The 12,208-nt window shown below is 74.6% G+C and carries 7 protein-coding genes; all 7 read left to right on the forward strand.

Features of this window, described 5'->3' with window-relative positions:
• Positions 1-277: 277 nt before the first annotated feature.
• From ACIQFU_RS17215 to ACIQFU_RS17245, 7 genes are read left to right on the forward strand one after another with little or no spacing between them, the layout of a single operon-like run.
• The gene (locus ACIQFU_RS17215; protein ID WP_402552291.1) at positions 278-538 is read left to right on the forward strand and encodes an acyl carrier protein; all 261 of its coding nucleotides are present in this window, start codon (positions 278-280) and stop codon (positions 536-538) included.
• The gene (locus ACIQFU_RS17220) at positions 535-1,590 is read left to right on the forward strand and encodes a 3-oxoacyl-ACP synthase III family protein (protein ID WP_402552292.1); all 1,056 of its coding nucleotides are present in this window, start codon (positions 535-537) and stop codon (positions 1,588-1,590) included. Before ACIQFU_RS17215 ends, ACIQFU_RS17220 begins: the two co-directional genes overlap by 4 nt.
• Positions 1,587-3,485, forward strand: a complete 1,899-nt coding sequence (locus ACIQFU_RS17225; RefSeq protein WP_402552294.1) for an HAD-IIIC family phosphatase — start codon at positions 1,587-1,589, stop codon at positions 3,483-3,485. The genes ACIQFU_RS17220 and ACIQFU_RS17225 overlap by 4 nt, the downstream gene beginning before the upstream one ends.
• Positions 3,475-3,747: an acyl carrier protein gene (locus ACIQFU_RS17230; protein ID WP_402552296.1), complete on the forward strand. Its 273-nt coding sequence runs from the start codon at positions 3,475-3,477 to the stop codon at positions 3,745-3,747. Before ACIQFU_RS17225 ends, ACIQFU_RS17230 begins: the two co-directional genes overlap by 11 nt.
• The gene (locus ACIQFU_RS17235) at positions 3,744-4,508 is read left to right on the forward strand and encodes a 2-oxo acid dehydrogenase subunit E2 (protein ID WP_402552298.1); all 765 of its coding nucleotides are present in this window, start codon (positions 3,744-3,746) and stop codon (positions 4,506-4,508) included. Before ACIQFU_RS17230 ends, ACIQFU_RS17235 begins: the two co-directional genes overlap by 4 nt.
• Positions 4,505-5,830 carry an FAD-dependent monooxygenase gene (locus ACIQFU_RS17240; RefSeq protein ID WP_402552300.1) on the forward strand — a complete coding sequence of 442 codons (1,326 nt, stop codon included), beginning with the start codon at positions 4,505-4,507 and terminating at the stop codon, positions 5,828-5,830. The genes ACIQFU_RS17235 and ACIQFU_RS17240 overlap by 4 nt, the downstream gene beginning before the upstream one ends.
• Positions 5,823-12,092, forward strand: a complete 6,270-nt coding sequence (locus tag ACIQFU_RS17245; RefSeq protein ID WP_402552302.1) for an SDR family NAD(P)-dependent oxidoreductase — start codon at positions 5,823-5,825, stop codon at positions 12,090-12,092. The genes ACIQFU_RS17240 and ACIQFU_RS17245 overlap by 8 nt, the downstream gene beginning before the upstream one ends.
• The last annotated feature ends 116 nt before the right edge of the window (positions 12,093-12,208 follow it).

Raw genomic sequence — 12,208 nt, forward strand, 5'->3', positions numbered from 1 at the left:
CGCGGGGGTCGTCCCCTTCCACCCCCGCTCGAGGTCGTGTCAAGGCCGCACCGCCACTGTGGACTTGCCGATGAGACCGCTTCGGGACCTGGGGCGGCGTCCATCGGAGGCGCCCGGGCCGGGACAGAGGCCACAAGCCGGCTGTCCCGGCCCCTGGACCGTGTTCCGACCGCACTCGTCACCTCACCGGCGCGCGCAGGTGCTCCGTGAGATGGCAGCCGGCACGGCCCGACCACGCCGAACGGACGAACCGCCGCCTGCGAAGGGGTAACCGACCATGGCACAACTCACCCTCCGGGAACTCGGCGAGATCATGCTCGAGTTCCAGGACCACGGGTCCGCGAGCGTCATCGACACCCGGGCCCTCGACGTCGTCTTCGAGGACCTGGAGTGCGACTCGCTGATGCTGCTCCAGACCACCGGCCGCATCCAGCGGGAGTACGGCGTGGAGCTGGACCGGGACCGGATCGCCGCCGCGGACACGCCGCGCGCCCTGCTCGACCTGGTCAACACCGTCCTCTCGGAGGTGGCGGCATGAGGCTCAGCGGATTCAGCGAGGTGCTCCCCGGCGAGCCCGTCACCAACCGTGACATGGCCGAGCGATTCGGGCTGCACGAGAAGTGGCTGGACATGATGACCGGCAACCGCACCCGGTACTTCTGCCGGACGGACTCGCCGCCCTCGGTGCCCAAGAACACCTCGGACCTCGCGGTGGCCGCGGCCACCGCCGCGCTCGCCGACGCCGGTGCCGACGTGGCGTCCCTCGACTTCCTGGTCCTGACCACGGCCTCCCCCGACCACCTGATGCCGGCCACCGTGAACCTGGTCGCCGACCGCATCGGTCTCAACGACGTGCCCACCTTCCAGCTGATGTCGGGCTGCGCCGGTGCGCTCACCGGCCTCTACACCGCCCGCGCGCTGCTGGCCTCGGGGCTGCGCCGGGGTCTGGTCATCGGCGCCGACACCTGTCTGAAGCTCTTCCCGTCCAGCGGCGAGATCGCGGGCATGTCACCGGCCGAGCTGATCAACTTCGCCCTGTTCGGGGACGGCGCAGGCGCGGTCGTGGTCGAGGCCGACCCGGAGGGGCCCGGCCTGCTGGTGGAGCACCTCTTCCTGCGCACCACCGGCATGGGCCGCTCGCCCGCGCAGATCGCCCGCTGGTTCGGCACCGAGGGCGCACCGGTGACGGACGGCCCCGACGGCCCGGTGCGTGAGCCCTGGGGCGAGGAGGACTACAAGGCCATCGAGCACCACGTGCCGGAGCACGCCGAGACCATCTTCAAGGAGCTGACGGCCGAGACCGGCTGGCGGCTGGAGGACGTCGAGCACGTTCTGCTGCCCCAGCTCAACGGCGTGATGACCGACGGCATCCGCAAGCGTCTCGGCGTCCGCCCCGAGCAGGCCGTCAACTGTGTCGCGGACACCGGCAACAACGGCAACGCCGTGCCCTTCGTACAGCTCAGCCGCGCCATGCAGCGCATCCGTTCCGGCCTCGGCGTCGGCGGCCGGCTGCTGGTGGCGAACGTCGAGTCCTCCAAGTGGATCCTGTCCGGCCTGGCCCTGCGCCACCAGGACGGAGCCCCGCGATGACCACGGCTCCCGCCCGCCCCGCCGCCACCGGCGACCTCGCCGAACTGCGTGCGCTCAAGCGCGCCGGGGAGCTCGGCGCCGCGGCCCACCGGGTGCGTACGGTCCTCGCCGCGCTCGACGACCCCGTCGACCGGGAGGCGGCCGGTGCGCTGCTCGGCACCCGGGCGGCGCGCACCGCGCTCGCGGAGTCCGGCGCGTTCACCCCCGTACCGCTGGCGCTGCTCTCCTCCTCCACCGCCGACCCCGTGCCTCCCCTGCTGGCGGCCACGCTGCTGGCCGAGGGCGTCCAGCCGGAGACCGCGGTCACCGGCTTCAACCAGTGGCGGGTCGAGATCCTGGCCGGGGCGCCGACGCTGAAGGAGCACGCCCCGGCCGTCACCGCCTGCCTCCTCGACGACACCGCCGTGTTCGAGAGGGTCGCCGACCCGCTGGACGCCGACGCCGTGGTGGCGCGCTGCGCCGCCTTCCCCGGCGAACTGGCGGCCTGGCTGGAGGCGTACGAACGTCGGCTGGGCACCCTCGCCGTGCTGAACACGGTGCCGCTGAGCGCCGCGCGGCGCGACCGGTACGTGGACTACGCGACCCGGGCGCGCGTCGAGGCGGCCTGGCAGCGGATGAACGCGGCCGTGCTCGACCTCGCCGAACGTCCCGGCACCGTCGTGCTGTCGGCCGACGCCGTAGCCGCACGGGCGGGTACCGGCTGGGCGGCGTCCGATCGTATGCGGCACATCGCCGCGCACGCCTACGGACCGGAGTTCCTGGACGCCTACGCCCGCGAGGTCGCCCGGGTGGTGCTGGCCCGGCTGGGCCGGGCCGCCAAGTGCCTGGTGCTCGACCTGGACCACACCCTGTGGGGCGGGGTCGTCGGCGACGACGGCGTGGGCGCGCTGAAGATCGGCGGGGCGTACCCCGGGTCGGCGCACGGCGAGTTGCAGCGCCTGGCCAAGGACCTGTCCCGGCAGGGCGTCCTGCTCGCCGTGTGCTCCAAGAACGACGACGCGGTGGCCCGCGAGGCGATCGACACGCACCCGGAGATGGTGCTGCGCACCGGGGACTTCGCCGCGTTCCGCGCCAACTGGGATCCCAAGCCCGGCAACCTCGCGGAGCTGGCCGCCGAGCTGAACATCGGCACCGACGCGATGGTCTTCGTCGACGACAATCCGGCCGAGCGCGGGCTGATGGCCCGTCAGCGTCCCGAGGTGGCAGTCGTGGACCTGCCGGCCGACCCGGCCGGCTACGCCGCCGCGCTCGCCTCGGCCGGCCGGTTCAACCAGCTGCGGCTGACCGAGGAGGACCGCGGCCGGGGCGAGATGTACCGGGCCCGCGCCGAGCGGGAGCGGCTGCGCGAGAGCGCCGGCGGCATCGAGGACTACCTGCGCGAACTGGACACCGTCGTCACGGTGGAGGCGCACGGTCCGCTCAACGCCGCGCGGATCGCCCAGCTCTTCGGCAAGACCAACCAGTTCAACCTGACCGGCATCCGCTACGGCGCGGACGAGCTGGCCCGGGCGGTGGCGGAGGGTTCGGCCGGCTGCTTCGGTGTCCGGGTCACCGATGCCTTCGGCGACAACGGCCTGGCCGCCGCGCTGACCCTGGTCCGCGATCCGGACGGCGCCTGGCTGATCGAGAACTTCGTCCTGTCCTGCCGGGTGTTCTCCCGCTCCGTCGAGGACGCGGTCGTCGGGCTCGTGCTGCGGGCCGCGCGGGAGGCGGGCGCTCCCGCCGTGCGCGGCCGCCATGTGCCGACGGCCAAGAACGCGCGGTTCGCGGACTTCTACCCCGCGCTCGGCTTCGCCGGTCAGGACGGCGACTTCCGGCACGACCTCACCCAACTCGCCGAGCTGCCCGCATGGGTGCGCATCGGCCCCGGCGAAGGAACCTTCCATGCCCCCTGAGGGAACAGCATCCGCCCTGGACTCGGCCGAGCGGACCGTCGTCGAGACGATCGCCCGGCTGCTGGACGCCGACGAGGACCTCCTCGGCCCGGACACCCCGCTGTCCGCGATCGAGGGCTGGGACTCCGTCAACGCGCTGCGCGTCCTGGTCGCCCTGGAACGCGAGGCCGGTGCCCCGCTGGACTACGAGCGGTTCGCCGCCGCCGGGACCGCGGGGGACATCGGCGCGCTGGTGGCCGTCGCCGAGGGGCAGGCGCCGTGAGTGCCGCGACGACCACCACCCCGCTGCCCGCGGCGCGGCGGGGGACGTACATCTTCCTGGAGGACGCGCGGCGCACCGCGCACGTCTATCTGATGGCGGACGTGGACGCCACGGCGCTGCGGGCCGCGCGCGCCGCCGCCGAGCGGCCCGCCTCCTACGTCAGCCACGTGGTGAAGGCCGCCGCCGACGTCCTGGACAAGTACCCGCAGGCCCGCTCGGTGTTCCGCGGCGGGCGCGCGCCCCGGCTCAGCGTGTCGCCGTCCGTGCACGCCAAGGTCCTGTTCGACAAGACCGTCGACGGGCAGCGCTGCGTGGTCTCCGGCACGGTGACGGACGTCCAGGACAAGGACGTCGACGGGGTGCAGCGCATCATCGACGTCTACAAGAAGGCCCGGGTGGAGGACCCCGACGGGCCGTTCGCGCGGGTGCGCCGGCTCCAGCGGCTGCCGCTGCCGGTGTTCCGGCTGCTGTACCGGGTCATGTCCCGCGACCCGGGGCGGCGTGCCCTGCTGCAGGGCACCTTCGCGGTCACCTCGATCGGCCACGAGCCGGTCGGGGCGATCCTGCCGCTGATCTCCGGGACGCTCGGGTTCGGCGTCGGCAACATCGCCGACGCCGCCACCGTACGCGCGGGCAGCGTGGTCGTCGCGCCCGTGCTGACCCTCTCGCTCGTCTTCGACCACCGCGTCATCGACGGCGCGATGGCCGCCGAAATCCTCGCCGGCGTGAAGAGCCGGCTGGAGAACTGGGAGCCGGCATGACCGATCACACCAACCCGTCCGCGGCCGGCCCTGCGCCGGCCGACACCGACGTGCTCGTCATCGGGGGCGGCCCGGCCGGCTCCCTGCTCGCCACGCTGCTGGCGCGGCGCGGCATCCGTACCGTCCTGGTGGAGAAGCAGACCGACCTGGAGCGCAGCTTCCGCGGGGAGACCATCGCCGCGCCGTCGGTGGCCTCGCTGAACCGGCTGGGCTTCGGCCCGGCCCTGCGCGCGCACGGTTTCCTGGAGACCACCTCGGTCACCACGGTCGCCGAGCAGCGCCCGGTGCTGCACGTCGACTACCGCCGGTTCAAGGACCAGCCGCTGCCCATCGACATTCCGCAGCCCGCCCTGATCCGCATCTTCAACCGGGCCGCCGAGGGACTCCAGGGCCACCACTACCTGAAGGGCTGGAGCTTCTCCTCGCTCATCGAGGAGGGCGGCGAGATACGCGGGGCGGTGCTCGGCCGGGGCCGCGAGGAGCGGGTGTCGGTGCGGGCCCGGATCGTCATCGGTGCCGACGGGCGGTTTTCCAAGGTCCGCAAGGCCTCCGGGCTCCCCGCCGACATCCAGCCGATGGCCCGCGACTTCCTGTCCTTCAAGCTGCCCCGGCCGCCGGAGTGGGGCAGCGCCGCCCAGCTCGTCGTCGAGCGGGACAAGCACCTGGTGATCCTGCCGACCTTCCCGGACACGCTGCGCGTCGGCCACAACCTGCCCAAGCGGGGGCTGGGCGAACTGCGCGCCGCGGGCTTCGACGCCTTCAAGCAGGGCATCATGCGGATCTCCCCGCAGCTCGCCCCACTGGTCGACGAGCACCTGCGGTCCTGGAACGACACCGGCTTCCTGGAGATCTTCACCGCGGAGATGGAGGAGTGGGCGCGCGACGGCCTGCTGCTGATCGGGGACGCCTCGCACACCGCGACGCCCATCCTCGGCCAGGGCGTCAACCTCGCCATGCAGGACTCGATCACGCTGGTCCCGGTCCTGTCGGCGGCGCTCGCCCGCGGCGGCCCCGAGCGCGTGGTCACCCGGGCCGAGCTGGCCGACTTCGTGGCGGCGCGGCACGCGCACAAGACGCACGTCACCCGCTTCCAGCGGATGCAGGAGGCCGCGCTGGCGGTCGGCGACCCGCGCGGGGTGCGGCTGCGCCGGCTGCGCTTCCGGGCGCTCAACGCCTTCCCCGGCAAGTACCGGATCTTCAACAAGGTCATCAACGCCCGGCACGCGATCGACGACGTCGACCTGGCCCTCGCCCGCACCGGCGGGCCGCGCGCCGCCGACGCGGCCGACCCGAGCACGTACGAGGTGAGCGCGCATGAGTGACGAGTCCCTGCCCACCGGGTCCCGGGCCACCGGGTCTCCGGCCGCCGGGTCCCCGTCCGCCGGGGAGCAGCGGGTGCCGATCGCGGTGATCGGCATGGCGGGCCGCTTCCCGGGAGCGCCGGACATCGACGCGTACTGGCGGCTGCTGACCGAGGGCGCGGAGGCGGTGCGTCCGGTGCCGCCGGAGCGCTGGGACACCTCGGCGCAGCTCGACCCGGCCAAGAAGATCCCCTCGATGGCGGCGCTCCTGGACGACGTCGACCGGTTCGACCCGGGCTTCTTCGGCATCTCGCCCCGCGAGGCCGAGGACATGGACCCGCAGCAGCGGCTGATGCTGGAGATCGGCTGGCTGACCCTGGAGCACGCCGGTGTACCGGCCGCCGCCGTCCGCGGCAGCCGCACCGGCGTGTACGTGGGCGCGCTGTGGCACGACTACCAGTCCACCCGCAAGGAGCGGGGGGTGCCGACCACCCAGCACACGGCCGTCGGCAACGCCCTGGACATCATCGCGGCCCGCATCTCGTACTTCCTCGGGCTGCGCGGCCCCAGCATGGTCGTGGAGACGGGCTGCTCCTCCGGCCTGGTCGCGCTGGACCTGGCGGCGGGCGCGCTGCGCTCCGGAGACCTCGAAGGCGCCTTCGTCGGCGGCGTCAACCTGGTCCTGGCGCCCGACAACTCCATCGGGCTGACCCACTTCGGCGGCCTGTCGCCCGACGGCCACTGCCGGGCGTTCTCCGCGCAGGCCAACGGGTTCGTGCGCGGCGAGGGCGCGGTCGGCGTCTGGCTGAAGCGGCTGGACCGGGCGATCGCCGACGGCGACCGGATCCACGGCGTCATCGTGGACAGCGCCGTCAACAACGACGGCGGCGGGCACAGCCTGGTCTCCCCCAACATCGAGGCGCAGGCGCAGCTGCTGCGCCAGGTGTACGAGCGGGCGGGCGTCCCGCTGGACCGGCTGGCCTACGTCGAGGCGCACGGCACCGGCACCCTGCGCGGCGACCCGATCGAGACCGAGGCGCTGGGCAGCGCGCTGGGCCGGGTCCGCCCGGCCGGCTCCGGGCCGCTGCTCATCGGCTCCGCCAAGAGCAACATCGGTCACCTGGAGGCGGCTGCCGGACTCGCCGGTCTGGTCAAGACCGTGCTGGCGCTGCGCCACCGGCACGTACCGCGCAGCCTGCACGCCGAGGAGCCCAACCCGAGGATCCCGTTCGCCGAGCGCAATCTGAAGGTCGCCACCGAACCGGTCGACCTGCCGGCCGACGGCACCCTGTACGCGGGCGTCAACTCCTTCGGCTGGGGCGGCACCAACGCCCATGTGGTGCTGCAGACCCCGCCGGTGCACGAGCCGCCCGCGGTCACCGGACCCGGCGCGCTGCTGCTGCCGCTGACCGCGCACAACGACGCCGCGCTGCGCCGCCGCGCCGAGGACGTGCTCGCCGCGCTGCCCGAGGACGCCGACGGTGTCGTACGCCTGGCCGGGTCGCTCGGCAACGAGCGCGACCACTTCCCGGCGCGCGCCGCCGTCACCGCCACCGGAGCGGCCGAACTGCGGGAGCGGCTGGCCCTGTTCGCCGCCGACCCCGGGGCGGAGATCCCCGGGGTGGTCACGGGCCGGGCCGCCGAGCGCGGCCGGGTCGCCTTCGTGCTGCCGGGACAGGGCTCGCAGTGGGCCGGCATGGGCCGGCGGCTGTACGCCGAGTCGCCGCTGTTCGCGCAGGTGATCCGGCGCTGTGCCGCGGCGCTGGAGCCGCACTTCCCGTGGGACCTGGAGGGCATCGTCTCCGGTACGGCCGGTGACGCGTGGACGGAGCGCGTCGAGATGCTTCAGCCCACCCTGTGGGCGATGTCCCTGGGCATCGCGGAGCTGTGGCGGGCCGCGGGCGTCGCACCGGACGTGGTGGTCGGGCACAGCCAGGGCGAGGTGACGGCGGCGACCATCGCCGGACACCTGTCCTACGAGGACGGGGCCCGGATCATCGCGCTGCGCAGCCGGCTCGCGAAGCGCACGGCCGGACGGGGACGGATGCTCGCCGTCGACCTCGGCGTCGCGGAGGCCGAGAAGGCGCTGGAGGGCTTCGAGGACAGCGTGTCCCTGGCCGTCAACAACGGCCCGTCTTCCTGTGTGCTGTCGGGCGACACGGACTCCGTGCTGATGCTGCGGGAGCTGCTGGAGGCGGACGGCACGTTCTGCCGGCTGGTCAACGTCGACTACGCCTCGCACTGCCACCACATGGACGAGCTGACCGGCGAACTGGTCGAGGTGCTCGCGCCGATCACCCCGCGCAGCGGCGCCGTACCGATGATGTCGACGGTGGTCGGCCGCGAGGTCGACGGCGCGGAGCTGGACGCCGCCTACTGGGCCGCCAACCTGCGCCGGCCGGTGATGTTCGCGGACGCCCTGTCCGCCCTGCTGGACGCGGGGGTGACCCATGTCGTGGAGATCAGCCCGCACCCGGTGCTGACACCCGCCGTGGAGCAGCTGACGGCGGGCCGGGAGGCGCCGGTGGCGGTGCTGTCCAGTCTGCGCCGCGAGGAGGGCGCGCTCGTCGACTTCACCCGTGCGCTGGGCCGCGCCTACACGGCGGGCCTGGCTCCGTTCGGCACGCTGCCCGCCCGGCCGGGTGCGGCCGTGCCGCCCTACCCGTGGCAGCGGTCCCGTTTCTGGCTGCCCGACGCGCCCCGGCGCAGCGGCGGTCCGGGCGGCCTGACCTTCGCCTTCACGCCCGCGGCGACCGAGCAGGACGTCCACGAGGGCCGTACCGAACTGTCCCTGCACGACCTGCCCTGGCTGCGCGACCACCAGGTGTACGACGCCGTGGTGCTGCCCGGCGCGGCGATGCTGGCGCTGGCGGTGGCCGCCGCCCGGGTCCGCACCGGTGAGAACCCCGAGGCGCTGCACTCCGTACGGTTCCGCAGCGATCTGACGCTCACCGACGAGCCGGTCCGGGTCGGTGCCCTGTGGCGCGAGGACGGCGCCGACTCGGCGGGCTTCACCCTCACCTCGCTGCCCGAGGGCGCGGAGGCCTGGACCCGGCACGCCACCGCCCGGGTGGGCGCCGGCGGCCGGGAGCTGCCGGTCCCGGCCGAACTGCCCGCGGACGCCCGGGAGGTGACGGCGGAGGCCTTCTACGACGGCTGCGCCGCCCGCGGGCTGAACTACGGCCCCGCCTTCCGCGGCGTGACCGGGCTGCGGGTGTCCGGCGACCGGGCGGCCGGGACCGTGCGGCTGCCGGACTCGTGCCTGGCCGGGGTGCGCCCCGGCGAACTGCACCCCGCGCTGTGGGACGCCGCCCTCCAGGTCACCCTGGCCCTGGTGCCCGGCGACACCACGGTCGTCCCCACGACGGTGACCCGCGTCGACTACGCCGTCGGCCGGGACGCGGCCGTGACCGCCGTGACGGCGCACGCGCACCGCACCGGCGACGGCACCTTCGACCTGGTCTGCCACGACGAGTCGGGCCGGCCCGTGCTGGGCATGACGGGCCTCGGCTTCCAGACCATCGCGGCGGACGAGGAGCAGTCGGTGGACCCGGCGCGACTGCACCGGCTGGAGTTCCGGACCGCCGACGAGGCGCTCACCGCGAGCCGCACCGGCCACTGGGTGCTGTACGACGCCGCCGGCACCGGCGGGGAACTGGCCGCCGCGCTCACCGCCGGGGGCGCGACGGCGGCCGTGCTGCCGGCCGGGCCGGGCGCGGCGGACCGGCTGCGCGAGGGGGAGGGCCCGGACGGGCTGGTCTTCCTCGCCCCCGGCGCCGGGCGCGGCCTCGCGGAGCAGCGGGCCGGTCTGGCGGCGCTGGCCGAGGTGGTCCGGGCGGCCACCGCGCTGCCGGTACCGCCGCGGACCGTGGTCGTCACCGAGGGCGCGCAGGGCGTGTCCGCCGACGAGTCGCCCGATCCGGGGGCGGCGCTGTACTGGGGCTTCGGCCGGGTACTGCGCCGCGAACACCCCGAGCTGGCCGCGTCGCTGGTCGACGTGCGCACGGCGGCCGACGGCTGGGCCGGTCCGCTGACCGCGCTGCTGCTGTCCGCGGACGCCGAGGACCAGACCGTACTGCGCGGCGAGCGGCGCCTGGTGGGCCGGCTGGTGCGCGGCGCGGAGGAGGACCCGGACACGGCGCGGCTGCCGTGGGCGGGGGCCGCCCAGCCGTTCCGGCTGCGTCCGGACGCGTCGGGCCTGTGGGAGCGGCTGGAGTTCCGTCCGCTGGCCCGCAGCGCGCCGGCCGCCGGGCGGGTCGAGGTGGCGGTCGAGGCCGCCGCGGTCAACTTCATCGACGTGATGAAGGCCATGGGCACCTACCCCGACGACTCGGCCGGGGCCGGGCTGCTGGGCGGCGAGTGCGCGGGCACGGTCACCGCGGTGGGTCCCGGGGTGACCGGGATCGCCGTCGGCGACCGGGTGGTGGCCTGCGGATTCGGGGCGCTCGCCTCGCATCTGACGGCGCGCGCCGAACACGTCAGGCCGCTCCCGGAGGGGCTGACGCCCGCCCAGGGCGCCGCCCTGCCGCTGGTCACCGCCACCGCCTGGCACGCCCTGGCGGACAAGGCGGCGCTGGAGGCCGGGGAGACCGTACTGATCCACTCCGCGGCCGGCGGGCTGGGGCTCGCCGCGATCGGGGTGGCCCGCGCGCTGGGCGCCCACGTCGTCGCCACCGCCGGTACCGAGGCCAAGCGCGCGGCACTGCGGGAGATGGGCATCGAGCACGTCCTGAACTCCCGGGACCTGTCCTGGGCCGACGAGGTGCGGCGGATCACCGACGGGCGGGGCGTGGACGTGATCCTCAACTCGCTGGCGGGCGCCGCGATCGAGCAGGGCCTGGCGGTGCTCGCCGAGGACGGCCGGTTCATCGAGGTCGGCAAGCGGGACATCTACGCCTCGCGCACCGTCGGCCTGCGCAGCTTCGCCAAGGGCACCAGTTTCGCGGCCGTCGACGTGGCCGGTCTGATCACCCGCCGCCCGGCCCGCTTCGCGCGGATCCTGGACGAGGTGTGGCGGCGGGTGGCCGACGGCACTCTGGCGCCACTGCCGGTCACCGAACACCCGTTCGCCGACGCCGCCGAGGTGCTGCGCTCCATGGCCCGCGGCGAGCACACCGGCAAGCTCGTGCTCACCGGGCCCGAGCAGGTCGCCTCCATCGCCCCGGAGGCCCTGCCGGGGGGCCGGCTGCGCCCCGACGCCACCTATCTGGTCACCGGCGGTCTGGGCGCGCTGGGGCTGTCCCTCACGGAGTTCCTCGCCGACCGCGGCGCCCGCAGCGTCGTCCTGCTCGGCCGCTCCCGGCCGGGCGAGGCCGCCGAACGCCGCGTCGAGGAACTCAGGACGCGGGGCACCGAGGTCACCACGCTCGCCGTCGACGTCTCCGACCGGGCGGCGCTGGCCACCGCCCTGGACGCCGTACGCGGTCAACTGCCGCCGTTGCGCGGCGTGTTCCACGCGGCGGGCGTGCTCGACGACGCCGTCATCGGCACGCTCACGGCCGAGCAGCTGACGAAGGTGCTGGGTCCGAAGGTCGACGGGGCCCGCCACCTGGACGAGCTGACGGCCGACGATCCGCTCGACCTGTTCGTGCTGTTCTCCTCGGTCGCCGGGCTGGTCGGCAACCCGGGCCAGGCCGGGTACGCCGCGGGCAACGTCTTCATGGACGCGCTGGCCGAGGCCAGACGGCGGCGGGGGCGGCCCGCGCTCGCCGTGCAGTGGGGCCCGTTCGCCGACATCGGCCTCGCCGCCGACGAGGCGATCCGCGGCGCCCGGCTCGCCGACCACGGCATGTCCGGGTTCACCGCCGCGGAGGCCTGGGACGCCCTGGCCCGGCTGCTGGACGGGCCCGGCCGGGTGGTGTCCTACGTACCGCTGGACGCCAGGCACTGGTTCGACGCCTACCCGGAGACCGCGGCACAGCCCAGCTGGGAGGTCATGGCCTCCCTCGCCAGGGACGGCGGCGGGCCGGGCGGCGGCGAGGAGTTCCTGGGCCGGGTGCGCCGGGCCGACGACGCCGAACGCCCCGGGCTGGTCGAGGGCAAGATCCGGGAGCTGGCCGGCCGGGTCCTGCGGCTCGAGGCCGCCTCCATCGACCGTGAAGCCCCCTTCAAGTCCCTTGGGCTTGACTCGTTGATGAGCCTGGAGCTGCGCAACCGACTGGAATCGGCGTTCGGCATGAAGCTGTCGCCCACGCTCCTGTGGACCTACGGGAGTACCGCGGCGCTCACCGGAATGCTCACCGGGCGCCTGACGGAACCGGTCGAACAACCCGCGCAGAACTGATGCCGGCCGGGGGGCGGCCCCCCCCCCCCCCCCGCCCCCCCCCCCGCCCCCCCCCCCAACCAACACTACCAAAACCGAGCGGACCAAAAAATACAACAAAACCACCCCCACCCCCA

This window comes from Streptomyces sp. NPDC093065 (assembly GCF_044754585.1).
In the GTDB taxonomy this organism is placed as follows: Bacteria; Actinomycetota; Actinomycetes; order Streptomycetales; family Streptomycetaceae; genus Streptomyces.

What these genes read in the sequence shown, in the direction of transcription:
- ACIQFU_RS17215 (WP_402552291.1), top strand. Translation starts at nt 278, where the DNA reads ATGGCACAACTCACCCTCCGGGAACTCGGCGAGATCATGCTCGAGTTC.
- ACIQFU_RS17220 (WP_402552292.1), top strand. Translation starts at nt 535, where the DNA reads ATGAGGCTCAGCGGATTCAGCGAGGTGCTCCCCGGCGAGCCCGTCACC.
- ACIQFU_RS17225 (WP_402552294.1), top strand. Translation starts at nt 1,587, where the DNA reads ATGACCACGGCTCCCGCCCGCCCCGCCGCCACCGGCGACCTCGCCGAA.
- ACIQFU_RS17230 (WP_402552296.1), top strand. Translation starts at nt 3,475, where the DNA reads ATGCCCCCTGAGGGAACAGCATCCGCCCTGGACTCGGCCGAGCGGACC.
- ACIQFU_RS17240 (WP_402552300.1), top strand. Translation starts at nt 4,505, where the DNA reads ATGACCGATCACACCAACCCGTCCGCGGCCGGCCCTGCGCCGGCCGAC.
- ACIQFU_RS17245 (WP_402552302.1), top strand. Translation starts at nt 5,823, where the DNA reads ATGAGTGACGAGTCCCTGCCCACCGGGTCCCGGGCCACCGGGTCTCCG.